At 72.0% G+C, this 21,622-nt stretch carries 19 protein-coding genes; 11 read left to right on the top strand and 8 right to left on the bottom strand.

The features are described 5' to 3' along the window. Nucleotides 1-71: 71 nt before the first annotated feature. Entirely contained in the window at nucleotides 72-785 is a 714-nt protein-coding gene (locus DVS28_RS20385; protein ID WP_114593108.1) for a hypothetical protein, read from the top strand. 10 nt (nucleotides 786-795) lie between these two features. Here the strand turns inward: DVS28_RS20385 and DVS28_RS20380 are convergent, their stop codons facing one another. Next, nucleotides 796-1,923 carry an NAD(P)/FAD-dependent oxidoreductase gene (locus DVS28_RS20380; protein WP_114593107.1) on the bottom strand — a complete coding sequence of 376 codons (1,128 nt, stop codon included), beginning with the start codon at nucleotides 1,921-1,923 and terminating at the stop codon, nucleotides 796-798. A 290-nt stretch (nucleotides 1,924-2,213) separates the two neighbouring features. Here DVS28_RS20380 and DVS28_RS20375 point away from each other — a divergent pair, with 290 nt between their 5' ends. The 7 genes from DVS28_RS20375 (at nucleotide 2,214) to DVS28_RS20345 (ending at nucleotide 10,506) form a co-directional block, all read left to right on the top strand. Then, the gene (locus DVS28_RS20375; protein WP_114593106.1) at nucleotides 2,214-2,801 is read left to right on the top strand and encodes a hypothetical protein; all 588 of its coding nucleotides are present in this window, start codon (nucleotides 2,214-2,216) and stop codon (nucleotides 2,799-2,801) included. A 44-nt stretch (nucleotides 2,802-2,845) separates the two neighbouring features. Further along, a complete protein-coding gene (locus DVS28_RS20370) occupies nucleotides 2,846-4,810 on the top strand; it encodes a cell wall-binding repeat-containing protein (protein WP_114593105.1) in 1,965 nt (654 codons plus the stop codon). A gap of 154 nt (nucleotides 4,811-4,964) precedes the next feature. After that, a complete protein-coding gene (locus DVS28_RS20365) occupies nucleotides 4,965-5,993 on the top strand; it encodes a metal ABC transporter substrate-binding protein (RefSeq protein ID WP_114593104.1) in 1,029 nt (342 codons plus the stop codon). A 73-nt stretch (nucleotides 5,994-6,066) separates the two neighbouring features. Further along, complete coding sequence (locus DVS28_RS20360; RefSeq protein ID WP_114593103.1) at nucleotides 6,067-6,468, top strand: Fur family transcriptional regulator; 402 nt, start codon at nucleotides 6,067-6,069, stop codon at nucleotides 6,466-6,468. Continuing rightward, the gene (locus tag DVS28_RS20355; RefSeq protein WP_114593102.1) at nucleotides 6,465-7,616 is read left to right on the top strand and encodes a CaiB/BaiF CoA transferase family protein; all 1,152 of its coding nucleotides are present in this window, start codon (nucleotides 6,465-6,467) and stop codon (nucleotides 7,614-7,616) included. Before DVS28_RS20360 ends, DVS28_RS20355 begins: the two co-directional genes overlap by 4 nt. Before the next feature lie 86 nt (nucleotides 7,617-7,702). Further along, nucleotides 7,703-9,046, top strand: coding sequence for a cell wall-binding repeat-containing protein (locus tag DVS28_RS20350; protein WP_164710823.1), 1,344 nt, complete (start codon nucleotides 7,703-7,705; stop codon nucleotides 9,044-9,046). Between the two features lie 80 nt (nucleotides 9,047-9,126). Next, on the top strand, nucleotides 9,127-10,506 hold the full coding sequence (locus tag DVS28_RS20345; protein ID WP_164710822.1) for a cell wall-binding repeat-containing protein: 1,380 nt from the start codon (nucleotides 9,127-9,129) through the stop codon (nucleotides 10,504-10,506). Nucleotides 10,507-10,614: 108 nt separating this feature from the next. Here the strand turns inward: DVS28_RS20345 and DVS28_RS20340 are convergent, their stop codons facing one another. Beyond that, on the bottom strand, nucleotides 10,615-12,564 hold the full coding sequence (locus tag DVS28_RS20340; protein ID WP_114593099.1) for a cell wall-binding repeat-containing protein: 1,950 nt from the start codon (nucleotides 12,562-12,564) through the stop codon (nucleotides 10,615-10,617). 249 nt (nucleotides 12,565-12,813) lie between these two features. Here DVS28_RS20340 and DVS28_RS20335 point away from each other — a divergent pair, with 249 nt between their 5' ends. Continuing rightward, nucleotides 12,814-13,014, top strand: a complete 201-nt coding sequence (locus DVS28_RS20335) for a hypothetical protein (RefSeq protein ID WP_114593098.1) — start codon at nucleotides 12,814-12,816, stop codon at nucleotides 13,012-13,014. Here DVS28_RS20335 and DVS28_RS20330 read toward each other — a convergent pair. From DVS28_RS20330 to DVS28_RS20315, 4 genes are all read right to left on the bottom strand, one after another. Next, a complete protein-coding gene (locus DVS28_RS20330) occupies nucleotides 12,980-13,711 on the bottom strand; it encodes a hypothetical protein (RefSeq protein ID WP_114593097.1) in 732 nt (243 codons plus the stop codon). The genes DVS28_RS20335 and DVS28_RS20330 overlap by 35 nt on opposite strands. Nucleotides 13,712-13,806: 95 nt before the next feature. After that, a complete protein-coding gene (locus DVS28_RS20325) occupies nucleotides 13,807-14,892 on the bottom strand; it encodes a L,D-transpeptidase family protein (protein ID WP_114593096.1) in 1,086 nt (361 codons plus the stop codon). A gap of 67 nt (nucleotides 14,893-14,959) precedes the next feature. Then, nucleotides 14,960-15,388 (bottom strand): ATP-binding protein, encoded by a 429-nt coding sequence (locus DVS28_RS20320; protein ID WP_164710821.1) that lies wholly within the window; start codon nucleotides 15,386-15,388, stop codon nucleotides 14,960-14,962. Nucleotides 15,389-15,485: 97 nt separating this feature from the next. Then, complete coding sequence (locus DVS28_RS20315; protein WP_164710820.1) at nucleotides 15,486-17,381, bottom strand: methyl-accepting chemotaxis protein; 1,896 nt, start codon at nucleotides 17,379-17,381, stop codon at nucleotides 15,486-15,488. Between the two features lie 107 nt (nucleotides 17,382-17,488). Between DVS28_RS20315 and DVS28_RS20310 the strand changes: the two genes are divergently transcribed. Both DVS28_RS20310 and DVS28_RS20305 read left to right on the top strand, forming a co-directional pair. After that, a complete protein-coding gene (locus DVS28_RS20310) occupies nucleotides 17,489-17,998 on the top strand; it encodes a CinA family protein (RefSeq protein ID WP_114593093.1) in 510 nt (169 codons plus the stop codon). Beyond that, nucleotides 17,995-20,064: an NAD(+) synthase gene (locus DVS28_RS20305; protein WP_114593092.1), complete on the top strand. Its 2,070-nt coding sequence runs from the start codon at nucleotides 17,995-17,997 to the stop codon at nucleotides 20,062-20,064. The genes DVS28_RS20310 and DVS28_RS20305 overlap by 4 nt, the downstream gene beginning before the upstream one ends. On the opposite strand, the gene DVS28_RS20300 is transcribed toward DVS28_RS20305, so the two are convergent. Together DVS28_RS20300 and DVS28_RS20295 are read right to left on the bottom strand one after the other, a co-directional pair. Next, entirely contained in the window at nucleotides 20,057-20,827 is a 771-nt protein-coding gene (locus DVS28_RS20300) for an inositol monophosphatase family protein (protein WP_114593091.1), read from the bottom strand. The genes DVS28_RS20305 and DVS28_RS20300 overlap by 8 nt on opposite strands. Then, the gene (locus DVS28_RS20295; RefSeq protein WP_114593090.1) at nucleotides 20,824-21,618 is read right to left on the bottom strand and encodes a DeoR/GlpR family DNA-binding transcription regulator; all 795 of its coding nucleotides are present in this window, start codon (nucleotides 21,616-21,618) and stop codon (nucleotides 20,824-20,826) included. The genes DVS28_RS20300 and DVS28_RS20295 overlap by 4 nt, the downstream gene beginning before the upstream one ends. Nucleotides 21,619-21,622 lie beyond the last annotated feature (4 nt).

Here is a 21,622-nt window from a genome sequence, read left to right as displayed (position 1 = left end):
ACCCACGGAAGAGGAGGGGAGGGGCTGCCTACGGTGCCCACCACGAACCCCCTCACCACCAGGAGATCACCATGGCCGCCGTAGCCCCCGCCTTCGAGACCGTCCCGTCCACCACCGCCGACCGCCGCGTCACCTCCACCATCTGGCTGTCCGTGGCCGTCGCCGTCCTCGGTACCGCCGCCACCATGGTCGGCACGCCGTTCATCAGCGACACCGACGTCTACGCCCGGGGTCCCGAAGCCGTCTTCGCCGAGCTGACGGGAGGCCACGTGCCATCCCAGATCGGTGCGGCCCTGCTGTACGCCACGGCGCTGTGCCTGCTGCTCCTCCGTCCGCGGCTGACCGCCATGCTGCGGAACGCCGCGCCGGCCGCCGAGCAGCTGATCGACCGCATCGGCGCCACCCTCGACGTGGCCGCGGCGACCGTGACCATCGGGGCGGTCTTCAAGTCCATCCTCACCAGCGGCCTGCCGGGCGGGGTCGACGCCGATTTCTACAGCCAGGTCGACGTGGCCGTCCTCTACACCATCAGCGGGCAGCTGCAGTTCGGCGTGTTCGTGCCGCTCGTCGCCACGATCGGCCTGACCGCGGTGCTGGTGTTCCGCCACGGCGGCCTGCCCCGCTGGGTCGGTGCCCTCTCGGCGTTCCTCGCCTTCGCCGTCTGCGCCGTCACGGTGGCGCTCGGCCTGCCGTGGTCGGCCGGTCTGGTCACCCCCATCTGGCTGTTCGCGATGGCCTTCACCGCATGGCGCGGCGACCGTCGGCAGCCAGTCCCCGCCACCTGACCACCACCCGTCAGGACACCCCGAACAGGGCGGCCGCGGCCAGGCCCGACAGCGCCGCACCCTCCACCTTCGGCCCGCCGAACGCGTCCCCCGCGACGACGACTCCGCCGGCCGAGCCCACCCCCGCAGACCCCGGGCCGGTCGAGCCCACCCCCGCAGGTTCGACGATGCGGACGGCTCGGTCGGCGTGTGGCGTCGTGGGGGTGGCGTAGCGCCACCGCTTCACCTGGCTGGCCACGACCTCGGCTGACAGCCACGGACGGACCATGTCGAGCAGCTCGGCCGCGATCGCGGCATCGTCGACGTCCCACCGCTCGGCGCTGGCCGGCCCGGTCAGGTGGAGGGTGATCGTCGGACGACGCGACACGCCCTTGGAGGCGTTGTCGGCCAGGTGGTTGGCCGGGCCGTCGCTGAACTGGACGGCCCCCGCCTCGGGCAGTCCGGACGGGCCGTCCAGCGTCGCCATGAGGCACAGGCGGGGGTCGTAGGCCACAGCGGCCACGTCGTCGGGCAGGGGTGCGTCGAGCAGCGCGGCCACCTGCGGTACCGGTGCGGTCAGCAGCACCCCGTCGGCCGCCCACACGGTGCCGTCCGCGGCGACGACACCCCATCGGCCACCGCTCCACGGGCCGCCCTCGTGCACACGGACCACCCGGACGTCGGTGCGGACGTCCAGCCCCCTCGCCAAGTGGCGAGCGATCCGGTTCATCCCCTCCGGGGCGCAGTACCGCGGATGGCCGTCGCCACCCTCCTCCACCGTGGTGGGGTCATCGAGGATCGACCGGGCCGTCGCCGCCCCGTGATGCCACACCTCCACCGGCCAGCTGTCCACCAGCTCGGCGAACGCGTCGGAGCGCACGGTGAAGAACTGCGCACCGTGGTCGGCCACGGCATCGCCGGTGTCGTCGAGCCGACGCGTTGCCAGCCGGCCACCGGGCGAGCGCCCCTTGTCCAGCACGACCACCCGCAGACCGGCATCGACGAGGCGACGCGCGGCCACGAGCCCCGACACCCCCGCCCCCACGACGACCACGTCGGCCCGGTCGGTCGTGCCGTCACCGGGCCCGGAGCGCACGGCGGACGCGGTGGCGGAGGTCGGCGTGGCGGAGGACTGCGAGGGGGAGGTCGGCGGGGTCACGTCGGCACCCTACCCACGGGTCCGTGTCGCCCAACGACGACCGGTGGCCCGTTTTCCGACACGCCTCCGGGGTGGGGGTGGGCCCGACCCCGACGCGTGTCGGCCAATCACGAAATGTGGCCCGTTGCGCGACACGGTTGCAGGGGGGTTGCAGGCCGGCTGCACCGCAGGGGGAGGGGGCTCGTGGCGTCCTCGGCGTTCCTACGGTCGCCGTGGCTCGAGCGACTCCGCTCGCCACCCGCCGACCGACGGTCCGCCGACCCGGTCACCGACCAACAGGAACACACGACATGCACCCCCTCACCACCCGCTTCCGCACAGGCCCCCGCGCCGTCGCCATCGCGGCCAGCGCCCTCCTCGTCCTTGCCGCCGGGTGCACGAGCACCAGCTCCAGCGCCGAACGCGAGTTCTCCGACCCGCAGTCCGTCGACCCGGCCGCCACCTCCGACCCCGCCGACGGGGAACGTGTCGGCGCCGACGCCATCATCACGGGCCGCGACTACGTCTTCGAGGGCATCCCCGACGTCGTCCGCGCCGGTGACACCATCGCCTTCGTCAACGCCTCGCTCGAGGAGGCCCACGAGCTGGTCGTCTTCCCCCTCGACGCCGACGAGACCCGCCCGGTGGAGGAGCTGTGGGAAGCGCTGGACCCCACGGCAGCCGAGCCCGTCCTCGTCTCCGTTGCCGGTCCCAGCCAGGACGGCCAGCTCTACGTCGGCGACGGGACCATCACTGAACCCGGCCGCTACCTGGCGATCTGCTTCCTGCCGGTCGGCGGTGACCCCGAGCTGATCTTCGAGCAGGAGGGCCCCGTCGAGAGCGACGCCCCGCCCCACGCATCGGTCGGCATGGTCGCCGAGATCGTGGTCGAGGCATGACCGCCGTTCCCCGATCCACCGCATTCCAGAGGAACACCCCCGCCATGCGCATCCGCACCGCACTGGCCCTCACCGTCCTGGTGATGGCCCTCGTCCCCCTCTCGCCGGCCTCCGCCCAGGCGCTGCCCGGCACGATCGTCTACCTGCAGGACGGCAACGTCATCGCCTCGGCCCCGGACGGGTCGGCCAGCCACGTCGTCGCTGGTGGCGGCGTGTGGGAGGCCCCCAGCATGGCCGACGACGGCACGGTCGTCGCCGTCCGCGACGGTGAGACCATCGTCCGCATGACCCAGTCGGGTGAGGTCCTGTCCTCCTTCGTGCCCGACGACGTCTTCGCCGGCGGCATCTACGACATGGAGGTCAGCGCCGACGGCTCGCTGGTCGCCTACGCCTCCATCATGTTGTGCAACCGGCCCAACGGTGACCTGGACTCCTGCCGGAACACCGAGCTGATCCCCAGCGACGGGCGCCAGACCGCCTCGCTGGGCGGTGTGGTGCAGAGTCACGGCCTGACGTTCGTGCCCGGCACCGCCACCGTCGTCGTCAACGGGCTGGAGACCTTCGGCCCGGGTTCCACCGAGACCTCCCCGTGGTTCGACCGGGGCCTGGTCGACGTCGCCGACATCGACATCTCCCCCGACGGATCGCTCCTCGCCGTTGCCGGCTGTGACCACGGAGCCACCGAGCACCCGGGTCTCGGCTGTGCCCCCGTGATCGAGATGCACCGGATGAACGGCGCACCCCCGGCGGCACCCACGGCGCTGCCCTGCTTCATCGTCAACGACGAGGAAGTCGTGTCCTTCGACGACGTGTCCATCGCCCCCAACAACGGTGGGGTCGTCTTCACCGAGCGCCTCGCCGAGGAGGACCTCGACGAGGCCGAGGTTGTGGTCCTGCCCGGTTTCTCCGCCGACCCCTGCGGCGCCGGGGAGGACATCGTCCTGGCCGAGGGCGCAACCGATCCCTTCTGGGGTGCGGCCGACTACGACCCCGACGGCGGCCCCGTCGACCCTGGTCCGGTCGATCCCGGTCCCGTCGACCCCGGGGAGGTCTTCCGCATCGACGGGGGCGGCGCCGCCGATCCCATCGGGCAGGCCGTCGCCACGTCCCGTTCGTTGTTCGAGGACGGCGCCGCGGACCGTGTGGTCCTTGCGACCGCTGACCGGTTCCCCGACGCCCTGGCGGGCGCGGCGCTGGCCGGCACCCGTGGGCCGATCCTGCTGACCCCGTCGGGGGCCGACCTCGACCCCCGGGTGGAGGCGGAGATCGCACGGGTCACCGGCGGTGACGGCACGGTGCTGACCCTCGGCGGCGACGCCGCGGTCAGCGAGCTGGCTGCCACCACGGCACGGGCCGCTGCCGGCGGTCGGTCCTGTGACGCGCCGCTTCCGTCCACCTGCCGGTTCGCCGGTTCCGGACGCGAGGACACCGCGGCACGGATCGCCGAGGTCGTCCTGGCCGAGCAGCCGGGCAGCCGTGTGCTGCTGGCCCGTGGCGACGCGTTCGCCGACGCCATCACCGGTGGTGCCTACGCCGCCGCGGCGGGGGTACCGATCCTGCTGACCCCGTCGACGCAGCTCAACCAGACCACCGCTGCCTTCCTCGGCGCCCACACGGCGGTCACCGAGGTGGTCGTCCTCGGCGGTGAGGCCGCCGTGGCCGAGACGGTCGTCGACGAGCTGTCGGTCCCGCAGGTCCGCCGGGTGTCGGGTGCCGACCGCACCGCCACCTCCGCGGCGATCGCCACCGAGCTGTGGCACGCCGAGGGACTGGACGGCGGGGGAGTCGTGGTCGTCAACGTGCGCCACGACCAGGGCTGGCAGACCGCGCTGACCGCGGCCGTCGTCTCGGCTGCTGCCGGTGCCCCGCAGCTCGGCGTGGAGACCCCACCCGCGGAGGCATCCCCGGCCGTCATCGCGGCCGCACGGACCGTCGGGACCAGCCAGGTCCTCACCTTCGGTGGGGCCGACCTGGTGACCGACGGGCAGCTGGCGGCGATCGCTGGGTGACCCACCCCACACCCTGACGACGTCACCCCAACGGCCCGGATCTCGCGTCCGGGCCGTTTCCCGTGCGTGCGCCCGGGCGTGGAGCTATCGTTAATGACACCGATTCCCAGAAGCAGTCAGAGCCTGCAGCTGCACCGAACCGCCAGGACCAGCCGTGTCACATCGCCCCACCCTTGCCATCCTCGCCCTCGTGCTGTCGTTCGCCGCTGCCGCCTGCGGTGGCGGAACCGACGCCACCGCGGAGTCGCCTGCGAGCGAGGAGGCAACCGCTGCCGCCGACGGCCTCGTGGTCGTCACGACGACCAACATCCTCGCCGACCTCACCGACCGGCTCGTGGGCGATCACGGCACGGTCACCGCCCTGATGCCGGTCGGCGCCGATCCCCACAGCTTCCAGCTCTCCTCCGCCCAGGGGCAGCAGCTGCTCGACGCCGACATCGTCGTCGCCAACGGCCTCGGGCTCGAGGAGGGCATGCTCGACGCGCTGGAGTCCGCCGCTGAGGAAGGGGTGGAGGTGGTGTCCCTCGCGGAGACCGTGACGACGCTCGAGGAGGGCCACGCGGAGGAGGAGGACCACGCGGAGGAGGATCACAGCGAGGAGGACCACGCGGAGGAGGAGGGGCACGCGCACGAGCACGACCACGCCGATGGCGACCCGCACTTCTGGATGGACCCCGATCGTGTTGCCGAGGCCATCGAGGACCTGGCGCTGCACCTCGCCGAGGTCGATGACAGCGCGACCGAGGACGAGTGGGCCGCGCGCGCCGAGGTCCTCGTCGCGGAGCTCCACGAGCTCGACGAGGAGGTCGAGGAGATCCTGTCGGTGGTGGCCGACGACCGTCGCGTCCTCGTGACGAACCACGACAGCTACGACTACTTCGCCGACGCCTACGACTTCGAGGTCCTCGGTACGGTCATCCCCGGCGGTGGCACCCTCGCCGAGCCCAGCGCAGCCGACCTCGAGATCCTTGTCGAGGACATCCGCGATGCCGGGGTGACCGCGATCTTCACCGAGACCACCGACCCGTCCCGCCTCGCCGAGGTCGTCGCCGAGGAGGTCGGGGAGGAGATCGCCGTGGTCCAGCTGGTCGGTGGCTCCCTCACCGACGCCGACGGCCCGGCTGCCACCTACGCCGACTACATGCGGCACAACGCCACCCTGATCGCCGACGCGCTCGGCTGACCTCGGGGGTGGCGACCCACGCTCGCTATCATCAACGGTCAGCCGACGACCTCACGACCCGGGGACCGATGTCATGGAAACGGAGCTCCGCGAAGCGGGACTGCGCGTCACGCGCCAACGGCTCGCCGTGCTCGAGACGCTCAAGGACCGCACCGACGCCCTGAGCGCCCAGGACGTGTGGGCCGAGTTCCGCCAGCGTGGGGAGACCATCGGCCTGTCCACGGTCTACCGGGCGCTGGAGTCACTCCAGGAAGCCGGGCTGCTCGACTCCTTCGACCGGGACGGTGAGCAGGCCTACCGGTTCTGCTCCACCAGCCACCACCACCACCTCGTCTGCCTGTCGTGCAACGAGGTGGAGGAGCTGCAGGCCGAGATCGTGGAGGAGTGGGTGGGCCGGGTCTCGGAGGCCCACGACTTCCAGGTGACCGCGCATCGCGCCGACATCTACGGTCGTTGCGCGAACTGCAAGGAGTGAACCCAGCGGGTGATTCGGCCGAGCCCGGTCCACTCAGCGGGCTCGTCGTCGCGGACTTCTCCCGCATCCTCGCCGGCCCCTACGCCACGATGATGCTGGCCGACCTCGGTGCCGACGTGATCAAGGTCGAGAGCCCCGCCGGCGACGACACGCGGACGTGGAAGCCCCCGACCCGCGACGGCCAGTCGACGTACTACCTGGCGATCAACCGGAACAAGCGATCGATCGCCCTGGACCTGACCGACCCCGACGACCTGGCCGTCGCCCAACGCCTCGTCGCCCGGGCCGATGTCATGGTGCAGAACTTCCGCCACGGCGGCCTCGACCGGTTCGGACTGGACCACGACACGGTGCGCGCCGCCAACCCGGGGCTGGTCTACGCCTCCATCACCGGGTTCGGCAGTGGCGACGGGGCGGCCCTGCCCGGCTATGACCTCATGGTCCAAGCCATCAGCGGGCTCATGAGCCTGACGGGCGACGCCGAGGGACCACCCACGCGTGCCGGCGTCGCCGTGTGCGACGTCATCACCGGGTTGCACGCGGCCGTCGGCATCCTCGCCGCACTCCAGCGTCGCGCCGGCACGGGACTCGGCGACCACGTCGAGGTCGACCTGCTCAGCTCGACCCTCTCCGGTCTGGTCAACCAGGCCAGCGCGGTCGTGGCCGGCGGGATCGTGCCTTCCCGCATGGGCAACGCCCACCCCAGCATCTTCCCCTACGACCCGCTGCCCACCGCCGACGGCCAGATCATCGTGATCGCCGCCAACGACGGACAGTTCCGTAGCCTCTGCACGATCCTCGGGTGTCCCGAGTTGCTCGACGACCCGCGCTTCGCGACCAACGCCGACCGCACCGCCAACCGCGCCGAGCTCGAACCGTTGCTCGTCGACGCGCTGCGGGTCAGGACCACGGGGGAGTGGTTCGAGTCGTTCCGCGCGGCCGGGCTGCCGGGCGGGCCGGTGCACACCGTGGCCGAGGGGGTCGCGTTCGCGGAGTCCCTGGGGCTGTCCCCGGTGGTGGAGGTCGACGGCGTGCCCTCGATCCGCAACCCAATCGGGTTGGGCACAGCCGCTCCCAGCTATCGACACGGCCCACCGTCCATCGGCCAGCACGACGCCGAGATCCGCGCGTGGCTGGACGAAAGCTGAGGCCCGGCCAAGTTTTCTCGATCCAGGGCTGACACGATGCCCGCCCGTGCGCGATCCTGCGCTCTGTGCGCCTCCTACTACTTACCGTGATAGCCCTCGTCGCCTCGTTCGTGCCGGCGGTGGCCAGCGCACAGGGGTTGTTCGCCACGGCGGACGTGGCCGTGGACATGCGACGCAGCTACGACGACGACCTGCTCGTGGACGTCGCCAACCGCGGCCCCTCGGAGGTACGGGCCACCGCAGAGATCTCGCTCGATCGTGACCTGATGGCGGTCGACCTGCCGGCCCGTTGTGCCGCCCACGGGCCCCGGGTGGTCCGGTGCTCCACGCCCCTGCTGCGGCCGGGGTCGAGCACGACCTTCCCGCTGGAGGTCGTCCAGACCGACCGTGGTGCACAGCAGGTGAGCGTGGTCGTCACCAGCACCGCCACAGACCCGCTGGCGGCCAACGACCGCGACACGTTGAGCATCGAGACGCTGCCGACGCCGAACATCGGCACCGACACCGCCGACACCGCCGTCGTCGTCTCCCGCATGCGGTTCCGCGGCGCAGCGGCCCAGGTCCCCCATGTGGTCCTGGCGCGCGGCGACGACTTCGCCGATGCCCTCGTGGGGACGGCGCTCACCGGCGACGCGCCGTTGCTGTTCACCGGCCGGGACGGGTTGGATGCGCGGACGGCTGCGGAGATCGATCGCGTCCTCCCGCAGGGTGGCACCGTGCTCGTCCTGGGCGGTCCCGGGGCCATCGGCGATCCCGTCCTTGCCTCGCTGCGCGCTGCGGGGCACGAGCCCGTGCGCCTTGCGGGTGCGTCTCGCATCGAAACGGCGCTGGCGGTGGCCGACCGGCTGGTCGACATCGGGGCGGACCCGTCGACCGTCGTGGTGGCCCGTGCGTTCGGGGAGGGGGCTGCGGCGTGGGCCGATGCGATCGCCTTCGGGGCCTTCGCCGGCGAGACCGCCACGCCGATCCTGCTGACCGACCCCACGTCCGGGTCGGTCGAGGTGGCCGAGTGGATGGCCGCCCGTGGTACCACCCGAACCCTCGTGGCCGGCGGGGTTGGTGCGGTCGAGGACGGCGCGCTGGCGGGGCTCCCCGGCATCGAACGCGTGGCCGGTGTGGATCGTGCCGGCACCGCCGTGGCCGCAAGCCAGCTCCTCCCCGCACGGCGGACGTCACGCGGCGCCGCGTTCCACCTCGTCAACGGCTACCTCGACAGCAGCTGGGCCCACGGACTCCTCGCCGCCGGCCTTGCCGTCGACGAAGGTGCGCCGGTGCTGTTCGTCAACAGCACCGACGCACCGGATGCGACCCGCACCGCACTGTCGTCGTGCCGCGACGCGCCGGTCGCGGTCGCCGTCGTGGGTGGCCCCGACGAGGTCGCCCCTTCGCTGCGGATCGAGCTGGACCAGCTCGACGCGTCGGCCTGCTGACAAGTGGCGCTCAGGATGCCGAACGCTACCCAGAGTGAAATTGATGTCCCTGGGGGTTGCGCTGCGCAACGGTGCCGGGCGTGCGATCACCACTCCTCGCCGTTGCCGTCATCCTTCTCCTGCTTGCCCCCGCCGCCGCCGGGGCCCAGGGCATCTTCGCCTCCGCCGACATCTCCGCCCTGCTGCGGACCAGCTACGACGACGACCTGCTGATCCAGGTTGCCAACGACGGTCCCTCCGACGCCACGGGCGTTGCCGTCGTCACCCTGCCGCCCGGCCTGCTCGCCGTCGACCTTCCCGCCGGCTGCGTGGCCGAGGGACCGACCACCCTGCGGTGCACCACCCCCGAGCTGATGCCTGGCTCGCGCACCACCTTCCCGGTGGAGATCGTCCAGACCGAGCGTGGGGCCCAGCAGGTCGCCGCGTCGGTACAGGGCACCGCCAGCGACCCACGGTCGGCCAACGACCGGGCGACCATCAGCATCGACACCCTCCCCGCACCGGTCGTCGGCCACGATCCGGTCGAGGATGCCGTGGTGGTGTCCCGCATGCGCTTCCGCGGCGCCGCGGCTCGTGTCCCCCATGTGGTCCTCGCCCGATCCGACGACGTCGCCGACGCCCTGGCCGGCACCGCGCTGACCGGCAACGCGCCGCTGCTGTACACCGCGACCGGCGCGCTGGCCCCGGCAACCGCAGAGGAGATCGACCGAGTCCTGCCCGACGGCGGGACCGTCCTGGTCCTGGGCGGTCCGGGGGCGATCGCCGAACCGGTCGTCGAGGCGCTGCGCACACGCGGACACCACCCCGTGCGGCTGGCCGGGGTGTCGCGCATCGGGACGGCGCTGGCGGTTGCCGAGCGGCTGGTCGACTCCGGCGCAGACCCCTCGACCGTCGTGGTGGCCCGCGCCTTCGGGGAGGGTGCCGCAGCGTGGGCGGATGCCGTGGCCTTCGGGGCCTACGCGGCCAGCACCGCCACGCCCGTGCTGCTGACCGATGGGGACGTCGGGTCACGCGAGGTGGCCGCCTGGATGGCCGAGCACGCCAGCGCCCGCACGATCGTGGCCGGGGGGCCCGCTGCGGTCAGCGACACTGCACTCGCGGGCCTGCCGGGTGTCCAGCGCGTGGCGGGTCCGGACCGCGCCGGCACCGCGGTGGCTGCTGCCGGGCTGCTCCTTGCCCAGCGTCCGGCCGGCGAGGGGCGTGACGGCGACGCCGCGTTCCACCTGGTCAACGGGTACCTCGACGATGCCTGGACCCACGGACTCCTCGCGGCTGGGCTGGCCGCTGACGAACACGCCCCCCTCCTCTACGTGGACACCCACGACGCGCCCGAGGCGACCGAGGCGGCGCTGACCTCCTGTCGCGACAGTCCGGTCGCCATCGCCGTCGTCGGCGGACCCGAGGTCGTCGATCCGTCGGTGCGGGCCCATCTCGACGAGCTGGACGCCAACGCCTGCTGAGCCACGAGGAACCCCCGACCGGCTCCGCAGACGCGCGAAGGGCCGCCGACCGTGTGGTCGGCGGCCCCTCGTCGAAGGGTTCCCGGTCCCCGGAGGGCCCGGACTGACCTACTGGGTCAGGCGGTTGATGACGTTGGCCAGGCGCTGCGCCTCGGGGCCGTAGGTGGAGACGAGGTCGCGCTCGACCTCGTGGAAGCCGGCGGAGGTGGACAGGAAGCCACCGACGATGGTGGTCAGGTCCTCGACGACCGGCAGGGTGTCGGTACCGAGCTCCTCGATGAGCGAGCCCAGGGCAACGACGTCGGCCAGGTCGGCGGTCAGCAGCTCCACGCCTTCGAGCAGGCTGGTGAGCTCGCCCAGCGGGATGTTGCCGGAGCGGTCGCCGACGACGGCGTTGATGGACTCGAGGACGTCGACCAGCGCGGCGGCCTGCGCCGGGTTGGAGGTGTCGACCGGGCCACCGAGGGTGTCGGACAGGTCGGAGAGGATGCGGATCAGCACGCCCTGCTCGGACGGGGAGACGCGGTCGCCCTCGGCACCCATCATGTCGGTGAAGGCGTTGCGAACCTCGACGGGCTGGTCGGCCATGGCGGCCGCGAACTGCGCGTCAGCGGATTCCTCCGACGCAGCCTCGCACTCGTCTGCTTCGTCGATCTCGCCGTCCTCGTCGTTGTCGAGGCCGTCCGAGCACAGGTCGGACTCGGGCTCTTCCTCGGTGCCGCCCACGCCGATGAGGCCGAGGATCTGGCCGACCAGGCCGGGGCTGGTGCCGTCGGGGCCGGGCAGGATGCCGTCGAGGGCCTCGGCCAGGGGCTCGAGCACCGGGCCGAGCACGCTGCCGATGGCGCCACCGGCGAGCTCGTTGGCGGCGTCAAGGGTGCCGAGCATCATCAGGGCAACGGTCTCGCAGGCCAGGAAGTCCACGAAGCTGTTGCAGATGACCGGCTCGTTGTTGACACGCAGGGCGTTGGCGATCAGGCCGTCACCGATGAAGGAGATGGTCTCCGGCGGCAGCAGGGGACCGTCGACCAGCAGGACCGGCGACTGGTAGACCGCACCGTGTGCGGCGGCGGCGAAGCCGGCGGCCCACAGCGGCTCGGCGACGGCGCCGCCCTCGCTGAGGATCACGCGGTTGGCGTCGGAGACGTCGAGCATGCCCATGGCGTTGGCGATGCGTACCGAGGTGTCCCAGCGGTTGTCACCGGCGACGCGGGTGACCGTGACGCCCATGTCCAGGAGGGTGTTCTCGACGTCGGGGGAGATGGCCGCTTCGCCACCGATGAGCGTGACCTGCTCCACCCCGGCCGAACGGAGGTACTCCTCGGTCGCGGTGTGCAGGTAGTCGGTGGTCGTCAGGAGGGAGGGCAGCTCGAGGTTGGAGGCCAGCGGGCCGGCGGACAGCGCGTCGGCGTAGGCCTGCGACTGGTCGGCACCTTCGGAGGGGTAGGCGCGCATCATGACGACGTGGGCGGCCTGGGGGGCGATGACGCTGGCCAGGTCGGCAGCGGTCTCGATGCGGGACGGGCCGCCGACACGGGTGACGTTGTCGGCACCGTAGATGCCGACCAGCTCGTCCTCGACGGCGGCGGAGATCGCCTGCTCGGCGCCGAGGATGATGACCTCGGTGACGCCGAGGCGGGTCAGCTCGTCGGTGGTGCGGGGGTCGATGCCGTCGGTCTGGGTCAGCAGGAGCGGCGCGCCGGCGATGCCCTGGCCAGCGACGGAGGACAGCGTGTCGGCGAACACGTCGTCGCGGCCGACGAAGGCGACCTGGCTCTCGGGGAACGTGATGCGGGACAGCGCGACAGCGGCTTCGACGGCGTCGGTGCCCGAGAGGGTCACGGCGTTGTCCAGCGGCACGTCGCCGAGGGCGTCACCGAGCGGGCCGGTGATCTCGCCGATGAGGTCCTCCAGCGGCGAGAGGATCTCGCCGACGGCGCCCGAGGGGGCGGTTGGCAGGTCTGGCAGCCCCTGCGCGGCGGCAGGGCCAGCGGCGGTCAGTGCCAGCACACCGGCGGTGAAGCCGGCGGTGGCGATTCGGGTGATGCGGGTCCTCATGGGTTTGTCTCCTGGCTGGTGGGCGACGACAGCACCGGCGGGTGCTCCCCTGTCAGTTCGTACGCGGCGACGCCCACCAACCGATCCGGAGGGGTCCGAACCGTCCCCGGCGGGGCCGTCCACCAGTGCATCGGTACGCAGGCCGATGATCTGTAGTGTCTAGTCATTACTGACTGCATATTTTTCCCGCGGTGCGTAATCTGCGGCAGCCGGGTCAACATCGACGGGGCCCTGCCGACGAGGCAGGTGATGAACACCGTGCTGCCCGCCGAGGCCCATGTGAAGCTCGCGATCGCCACCCTGCTGTGCATCCTGTCGGTCGCCGTCAGCAATGATCCGCAGGTGGGGACGGCCCGCGGAGGGGCGAGCTTCCTGCTTGCCTTCGGCTACGGGGCCTGGGTGCTGGTGGAGGCCGTCATGGCTGCTCGTCGGGCCGATCGCGCTCGCTGAGGGCGTGCCCGGAAGCCATCCGGTCCGTGGCGGATCCCTGCTGGGACTCCGCCCATCCAGCTCGCGCCTGGTCGAGGCCCCAGCGAAGGACGTCCATCGGTGACGCACCGTCGGGTGGCATCGGTGATGGTGCCGCCTGGTTCGGCTCGACCCGGGATGGTGTGGGCAGCGGTTCTGGCCGTTCGTCCTCGTCGCGCAGGACACCCGCCCGGTAGAGCAGCCACACGCCGGCAAGGAGGGCGATGACGCCCAGGCCGACGAGGGTCACGAGGATCCGCTGGATCCACGGGTGGATCCGGAACACGAGCAGCTGCACCGAGTCGTCGCGCACCGGTCCGGTCCAGCGACAGTCGACGGTCACCATGGCGCTGGTCGCCTCGAAGGTGGCGATGCGGACCAGCCCGCCCGACTCCAGGCTGACGCTCCGGTTGACGTCGGTCTGCCGCTCGCCCTGGACCAGGGTGCAGGCCGGACGCTGCCCGTCGCCCGGGGCGGGGCCGAACACCCGGTCGACCCCCCGGTCGTCCAGGCCGATGCCGTACGTGGCGCCGGGCTCGGCCTCGAACGAGACCGCCCCGGGCATGCGCCGGTCGGCGACGGCGGTGAACCTGCTGAGCGCCTGGCCCAGCGACAAGCCGATCGATCCCACGGCGATCAGCAGGATGGCGATGCCGATCGCCTCGAGCCCCCTCTTCATGTGCGTTCCTCGTCGACGGCCCCGGAGGACAGGTCTGCCGGCACCGCCGGATCGAGGATTCGTAGCACCGATCGACGGCGAAGAACAGGGGATGCCTATCCGGGGTCGGGGACCTCGGGCACCGGGGTGGGCGGCGCAGCCGGTGGCGGCTGCGCGTCCGGGGTGGTGCCGCCGGTCGGAGTGGGCTCCGGCGGGGTCGTCGGTTCGGCCGGCGGCGCGGTGGTGGGCTGCGGCTCGGCGGGCGGTGTGGGTTCCGGCGCGGGGGCGGGTTCGGTCGCGCCCGGTGTGGGCTCGGGGGTCTGGATGCCGTCCGGCGGGGTCGTGTCGGGTGTGTCGCCGGCCGGCTCGGCTGTACCCGCGCTCTCGCCCTGACGAGGGTCGAAGGCGTTGCGGTCACCGTGAAGCACGATCGGCATGCCCACACCCACTCGCTCGAACAACCACTTGGCGTCGGCCCGTGTCACGCGCACGCACCCGTGGGAGGCCGGATAGGCCGGCACGCTGTTGGACCCGTGGATGGCCCAGCCCCGGTAGAAGTACATCGGGTCGTACAGCGTCCCGAGGGGGGCGTGGCGCTCACCGGAGATCCGCCGCTCGACGGTGTAGGTGCCGACGGGGGTGACCGACTCGGCCGTCCCGCCGCCGGCGGTGGAGTAGCGGTCACCCGACCCGCTGGAGATGGGCAGGATCCGGCTGACGCTGCCTCCCTCGACCAGCACGAGCACCTGCGTGTCGAGGTCGACCTCGACACGCGTCGCAGGTCCGCCGACCAGCGTCGGCTGGGCCGGGTCGGCCATCGCGGCGATCGTGTTGGGGCCGATCACGCCGTCGGCCGACAGCCCGTTGACCTTCTGGAAGGCCTGGACGGCGCTGGCGGTGGCCGGACCGGCCTTCCCGTCGACGGCGCCGACGTAGTAGCCGAGGTCGGTCAGCGACTGCTGCACCGAGGCCACCTCGGCTTCGGTCTCGACCGGGGTGGGCGTGGGCGTCGGTGTGGTGACCGGGGCTGCCGTCACCGTCGGCGTGGGGGCCGTGGTGGGCGTGGTGGAGGGGGTGGGCACGGGCACGACGGAGGGGGCTGGCGGCACGTCGATGACGGGGTTTCCACCCAGCTGCGACGTGGCGAGCGCGGCACCGGCGACCACGAGCGCCGAGACGAAGAAGAGGAGCGTTCTGCGCATGTGTCGCCAACGTACGCGTGGGGTGCGACACCGACCACGATCCGTGGCGACCGGACCCGGAGGTGGGTCAGCCCGGACCGTCGAGCAGGGATCCCTCGGTGGCCTGGACGCGTCGCACCATCTCCACCAGCGTCCCGCCCTCACCGGAGGTCGTGAACCGGGCTTCGTCGCAGAGGTGGCGCATGATCTGCAGGCCGCGTCCCGACTCCGAGAGGGGGTCGGTCGCCTGCTGCTCGAGGTCCAGGAACGGCGTGTTCTCGTTGACGACCTCGATCCGGGCCGTGTGGCCACGCAGCCGGAACCGCACCTCGAAGGTGTCGTCGAGGTCGGCGTGCAGGATGATGTTGTTGCAGGCCTCGGACGTCGCCAGCACGAGGGCGTCCACATCGTCGGGCGCAACGCCCATCTCGACACAGAGCGATCGGACCGTCCGGCGCAGATGGCCGACAGCTCTGAGCTGACGGGGTAGCTGGACATCCAGGGCGATGTCGATCACGGAGGCTCCTCGGCGCAGGGATTGGGCGGCGAACCTTGGGATGCCCCCCGACGCGCGCCTCTACACCTGTCGGCCCGTGGCGAACCGTGACTGACGGTCAGACAAGGATCGATTCCGGTTCGGGGAGCGGGGCCAGCGCCCCGGCCGATCGCGATGCGCGTGCTGGCGCTGCGCCGACCCGTGTACCACCCACGACCGCGCGCAGCTGTGCGCGTGCGGCGTCCACGACGGCCGCTGCGGCGCCGGCCCGGTCGGCCGCAACGAGCGACTGCTGGACGATGGCAGAGACCTCCAGCACGCCACGGGTCACCTGGTCAGCGCGATCCGACATGCCGTCGAGGCTGCGCGTAATGCCGTCGCTGGCCGCGGCCTGCTGCTGGACGGCCGAAGCGATGGCGTGCTGGCTGTCGCGGACCGCCGACATCGTCGCGGTCACGTCGCGGGACAACGCCGACATGTCCTCCACGGCCTCGCGGATGCGTCCGACCCGTTCGTCGATCAGTCCGGTGGCGTCAGCGGTCTCGGCGGCAAGTGCCTGCACCTCGCTGGCGACGACGGCGAAGCCGCGGCCGGCATCGCCGGCCCGAGCCGCCTCGATGGTGGCGTTGAGGGCCAGCAGCTTGGTCTGCTCGGTGATGCGGCCGATCATCTCGGTGATCGCCGCCACGTGGGCCGCGGACTCCACGAGGGCCTCCACCGACGTCGAGGTCGCCGTGGCGGTCCGCATGGCCTCGTCGGCACGGCGCTCGGCGGTGGCGGCGTTGCGCGCGATGTCATGGACGGCCGCCGACAGCCCTGTGGTCGCCGACACCACCCCGTCGACGCTGCTCGTCGTGTGGTCCACCAGCGTCGACACGGCGGCGATCTCGTGGGAGACCCGCGTCGCAGCGCCCCGGACGTGGTCGGTCACCGGCCCCAGCGCGCCCGCCGCCCGGTCCAGCGCATCAGCGGTACGGGTCATCTGTCGGGTCACCCGGCGGACCACCATGGCGCACCAGCCGATCGTCATGGCGAACAGCACGATGGCGGCGACGACAGCCACGCCGAACGCGCGGTCAGCGGCGGCGCCGGCTGCGTCGGCGTCGGCCAGCAAGCCCTCGGCCAGCGCCTGCTCCGCGGACCGGAGGACGTCGATCCGTTGCGTCGTCGCATCGAACCAGTCCGCGGCGTCGACCCCGAACTCGCCGGTCCGCGCGTTGCGGAAGGCGGCGTCCTCCATCTCGGCGACCGTGGCGAAGGACGGATGGGCCCTGGCCTCCTCCAGGATCGTTCGGGCCCGGAGCGACGCGGCCCGCTGGAAGTCCTTCAGGTGGGTGTCCTGGGCCGCGATCGCGGCGGCGACGGTGCGGCTCTGACCCGCGGCGAACCGGCCGAGGGAGAAGACGTTGGCGAGCTCGGCACGTTCGAGGTCGGCCTGCTCCTTGGCCTCCAGCAACGCCACATGGGCGAGGATCTCTCGGCTGAGCGCTGCATCCGCGGTGGTGGACGCCGCCCCGACCAGCGACGCCAGCAGCTGCGACGTCGGTGCCCCGTAGCCGGCCACGACGTCAGTCGACCCGACCAGGCCGCGGTCGATGTCCGCGCGCAGGTCGGGGAGTTCGGCAAGGGCCGACGCCGGGGACGGCCCGTCGTCGTCGGTGGCCATCTCGGCAGCCACGCGGGTGACCAGGTCGCCGAGGGAGGTCCGGAACGTGGTCCAGTCGGCGAGGGATGCGTCGGTTCGGATCCGCTGGTCGGCCAGCGCCGTCAGGTTCTCCGGCGTCGACTTGGCCAGCAGCATCGACGTCAACCCGCGCTCCAGCTGCAGCTGGTGGACGAGTGACCCCGTCACCGACGCCAGCTCGACGATGGTGCCCGTGTGCTGGGCGTCGGCGGCCCGTTGGCGGTGCTCCAGCGCGCTGCTGCCTGCGAAGACCAGCATGCCGACCAGCGGCAGCGCGACGAGCGACAACAGCTTGGACCGGAAACCGAGGCGATCGAAGGCGGTGGGCATCCTCCCCTCCATCGGCGCACTGGCCCTGCCCATGAGGACATGCCGGCGGTGGCGGCGGTCGCGGAATCCGCGGTGTCGGGTCGTTGGCCGGGGGGTACCGATCCGCCATGGACCCTCGACTCGATGCCGAAGCGCTGGCAGGCGTCATCGGAACCGACTTCCAGGCTCGGACACGACGTCTCCTGCACCAGCTGAGTGGCACCGGCAGGATGCTGGCCACGGCCGAGAGCTGCACCGGTGGCCTGCTCGCGTCGTTGTTCACCGACATCCCCGGTGCGAGCCACGTGCTGGACCGTGGCCTGGTCGTCTACTCCCTGCGTGCCAAGCAAGACCTGCTCGGCGTTCCCGAGGAGATGCTGGAGACCCACGGTGCGGTCAGCAAGCCGGTTGCCGTCGCCATGGCCGAGGCGCTGGTGCGCCAGGACGGCCCCGACATCGGCGTGTCGATCACCGGCTACGCCGACACGGGACCCGAACCGGGCCTGGTGCACATGGCCGTTGCCCACGCCGGCGGCGACACCGTGCACCGTGTCCGGCGTTTCGGCACGGTGGGGCGCGGAGCCGTGCGGCTGCGTACCCTCAGCGCGGCGCTCGACCTGCTGGAGGAAACCCTGTGAGCCCGACCGCGTTCCGATCCATCCACACCCACGGCTTCGCGCGTGTCGCCGGGGCCACCCCGCGGGGAACCGTGGGCGATCCCGCCCGCAACGCCGAGATCACCGTCGAGATCGCCGAACGAGCCCACGACGAGGACGTCGACCTGGTCGTCTTCCCCGAGCTCAACCTCTCCTCCTACGCCGTGGACGACCTGCACCTGCAGGGCGGCATACACCACGCCGTCGCCGACGCCATCGCCACGGTCGTCGCCGCCAGCACGGCCCTGCACCCGGTGCTGCTGGTCGGCGCCCCCGTCGCGGCGGGCAGCACGCTGTACAACTGCGCCCTGGCGATCCACCGCGGCCGGATCCTCGGTGTGGTGCCCAAGAGCTTCCTGCCCAACTACCGCGAGTACTACGAGAAGCGCTGGTTCACCCCCGGCGCCGGCGTGGTCGGGGGCGAGATCACCGTTGCCGGGCAGACCGTGCCGTTCGGCACCGACCTGCTGTTCGCGGCCACCGATGTCCCCGAGTTCGTGCTCGGCATGGAGATCTGCGAGGACTTCTGGGCCGCCACCCCGCCCTCGACCCGTGCCGCCCTGGCAGGTGCCGTGGTGCTGGCCAACCTCTCGGCGTCCAACGTGACCATCGGCAAGGCCCGCGACCGGGCGCTGCTGTGTGCGTCGCAGTCGCTGCGGACCCTGTCGGCCTACGTGTTCTCCGCGTCGGGGCCAGGCGAGAGCACGACCGAGGTCGCGTGGGACGGCCAGAGCCTGATCCACGAAGGCGGCAAGCTGCTGGCGGCGTCAGCACGCTTCGACGACTCCGAGCAGCTGGTCGTCGCCGACGTGGACCTCGGCGGGTTGCGCTCCGAGCGGATGCGCACGCCGACGTTCGCCGACGCCGCCGTTGCTGCCGGTCGACCCGACACGACCGTCCGGCGCATCGCCTTCGAGCTGGGACGCAGCGAGGCCGACACGGGCCTGCGGCGGACCGTGGAACGTTTCCCCTTCGTCCCCAGCGACCGCCAGGCCCTTGACGAGGACTGCTACGAGGCGTTCAACATCCAGGTCGACGGCCTCATCCGACGGCTGACCGCAACGGGCAGCAGGACCCTCGTCATCGGGGTGTCGGGCGGCATCGACTCGACGCACGCGCTGATCGTCGCGGCCAAGGCGATGGACCGGCTCGACCGTCCGCGCACCGACATCATCGGCGTGACGATGCCCGGGTTCGCGACCAGCGAGGGGACCAAGTCCAACGCCTGGCGGCTGATGCGGGCGCTCGGCATCACCGCGGAGGAGATCGACATCCGTCCCGCGGCCGAGCAGATGCTGGCCGACCTCGACCACCCCTACGCCCGGGGGGAGCGGGGGCGAGAGGTCTACGACACGACCTTCGAGAACGTGCAGGCGGGGTTGCGGACCGACTACCTGTTCCGGCTGGCCAACCACCGAGGGGGGTTCGTGCTGGGCACCGGTGACCTGTCGGAGATGGCGCTGGGCTGGTGCACCTACGGGGTCGGCGACCAGATGAGCCACTACGCGGTGAACACCGGCGTGCCCAAGACGCTGATCCAGTACCTGATCCGCTGGGCCGTGACGACCGACCAGTACGACGGCCCCACCGACGAGGTCCTCGTCGACATCCTCGACACCGAGATCTCCCCCGAGCTCGTCCCCGCGGAGGAGGGGGAGGAGATCCAGTCCACCGAGGACGCGATCGGCCCCTACGAGCTGCACGACTTCTTCCTGCACCACATCGCCCGGCGGGGTCGGGCTCCGTCGACGGTGGCCTTCCTCGCGTGGCATGCCTGGCGGGACGCAGCCGCTGGCGACTGGCCGGCGGACTTCCCCGACGACGCCAGGCGCGCCCACGATCCGGCGACGATCCGGCGGTGGCTGGAGGTGTTCCTGCAGCGGTTCTTCGGGTTCAGCCAGTTCAAGCGCTCGGCGATGCCCAACGGTCCCAAGGTCAGCGGTGCGGGGGCGCTGTCGCCTCGCGGTGACTGGCGGGCGCCCTCGGATGGCACCGCCGCACCGTTCCTCGCCGAGCTGGCCGCCAACGTGCCGGCGGACTTCAGCTGACGGCCGCCGCCAGGTCCTCGGCGACGCTCGGGGCGGCAGCGACGAGCATGCCCGCAGGACCATCGGGCAGTCGCACGACCGCCCCGGCCTCCTCGGCGATCAGCGCACCGGCGGCGTAGTCCCAGCGGTTGGCGTGGGACTGGTAGAAGCCGTCGAGCCGGCCGCAGGCCACCCACGCCAGGTGCAGCGCCGTGGAGCCGAACCCACGGACGTCGGCCACCCGACCGATCAGGCTGGCGAGCACCTGTCCCTGCGCCGCCCGGACGTCGGCGTCGTAGGCGTAGCCGGTGGCGACCAGCGCACGGTCCAGCGCCGGTGGGCAGGACACGGTGACGGGCCTGCCGTCCATGCGGGACCCGCAGCCAGCAGCGGCGCTGAAGACCTCGTTGCGGTGGACGTCGACCACCACACCCGCCACGACCCGACCGTCGACGGCGGCGGCGATGCTGACCGACACGAACGGCAGCCCGTGCAGGTAGTTGACGGTGCCGTCGATGGGGTCGACGACCCACGCGAGCTCGGTGTCGCCGCCGGTGTCGCCGTGTTCCTCACCGATGATCGCCGCCCCCGGTGTGGCCGCCCGCAGGCGGTCGCGGATCATCGTCTCGACCGCGAGGTCGGCTGCGGTCACGACGTCGGTGGGCGTCGACTTGGTGTCCAGGGTGGTCACGTCGTCCGCGGAGGACCGGACCGCGCTGGCGGCTTCGCGTCCCACCGCGACGGCGATCGCCTCGAGCTCGCCGACCGCCGGGAGGGCGATCACACGCGCACCACGTGCAGGCCGCCTGCTTCCAGGGCGGCCACGTCGGCGTCGCTTGCGCCGGTGTCGGTGATGAGCGTGTCGATGTCGGTCAGCCCGGCGAACCGCACGAAGTGGTCGTTGCCGAACTTGGTGGAGTCGACCAGGGCGATCACGCGACGGGCGGAGGCGATCATCGCCTGCTTCACAGCGGCCTCGTCGGTGAAGGGGGTCGTGAAGCCCCGTTCGGGGGTCAGCCCGTCGGTGCCCATGAACAGCACGTCGACCGACATCCGCCGCACGGTCTCCACCGTGTCGTGGTCGACCATCGACGCGGTCTGCGGACGGACGGCGCCGCCGAGGACGATGACGCGCAGGGTGTCGTGCTCGGCCAGCATCGGGGCGATCAGCAACGAGTTGGTGACCACGCGCAGCTTCAGGTCGGGGGGAAAGTAGCCGGCGAACATCGACGTCGTCGACCCCGCGTCCATCATGATCGTGCCCTCGGGCGGCAGCTCGTCGAGGGCCGCGGTGACGATGCGACGCTTCTCTTCCACCTGCTGGGAGTGCCGTGCGCTGATGCTCGGTTCGTAGCGAACTGCCTGCCAAGGGACCGCGGCGCCGTGGACCCGTCGCAGGAGCTTGCGTTTCTGCATGCCCGACAGGTCCCGACGGATCGTCTCGGTCGTGACATCGAACCGTTCGGCCAGCGTGGTGACCTCGATCCGTCCCTGTTCGCGAACCAGGCGCAGGATCTCGTCCTGTCGTTGGCTCTGCAGCTCCGCCCTCGAGGGCGGTCCGGTGGTGGTGGTCATGGGG

It is taken from the genome of Euzebya pacifica, from assembly GCF_003344865.1.
In the GTDB taxonomy this organism is placed as follows: domain Bacteria; phylum Actinomycetota; class Nitriliruptoria; order Euzebyales; family Euzebyaceae; genus Euzebya; species Euzebya pacifica.
Note: the sequence above shows the minus strand (reverse complement) of the source record. Positions and strands in the feature narration are given on the sequence as shown.

Bases quoted from the DNA above. Each gene is read 5' to 3' on its own strand.
- DVS28_RS20385 (WP_114593108.1), top strand. From the start codon at position 72: ATGGCCGCCGTAGCCCCCGCCTTCGAGACCGTCCCGTCCACCACCGCC.
- DVS28_RS20375 (WP_114593106.1), top strand. From the start codon at position 2,214: ATGCACCCCCTCACCACCCGCTTCCGCACAGGCCCCCGCGCCGTCGCC.
- DVS28_RS20370 (WP_114593105.1), top strand. From the start codon at position 2,846: ATGCGCATCCGCACCGCACTGGCCCTCACCGTCCTGGTGATGGCCCTC.
- DVS28_RS20360 (WP_114593103.1), top strand. From the start codon at position 6,067: ATGGAAACGGAGCTCCGCGAAGCGGGACTGCGCGTCACGCGCCAACGG.
- DVS28_RS20340 (WP_114593099.1), bottom strand. From the start codon at position 12,564: ATGAGGACCCGCATCACCCGAATCGCCACCGCCGGCTTCACCGCCGGT.
- DVS28_RS20335 (WP_114593098.1), top strand. From the start codon at position 12,814: ATGAACACCGTGCTGCCCGCCGAGGCCCATGTGAAGCTCGCGATCGCC.
- DVS28_RS20330 (WP_114593097.1), bottom strand. From the start codon at position 13,711: ATGAAGAGGGGGCTCGAGGCGATCGGCATCGCCATCCTGCTGATCGCC.
- DVS28_RS20325 (WP_114593096.1), bottom strand. From the start codon at position 14,892: ATGCGCAGAACGCTCCTCTTCTTCGTCTCGGCGCTCGTGGTCGCCGGT.
- DVS28_RS20315 (WP_164710820.1), bottom strand. From the start codon at position 17,381: ATGCCCACCGCCTTCGATCGCCTCGGTTTCCGGTCCAAGCTGTTGTCG.
- DVS28_RS20310 (WP_114593093.1), top strand. From the start codon at position 17,489: ATGGACCCTCGACTCGATGCCGAAGCGCTGGCAGGCGTCATCGGAACC.
- DVS28_RS20295 (WP_114593090.1), bottom strand. From the start codon at position 21,618: ATGACCACCACCACCGGACCGCCCTCGAGGGCGGAGCTGCAGAGCCAA.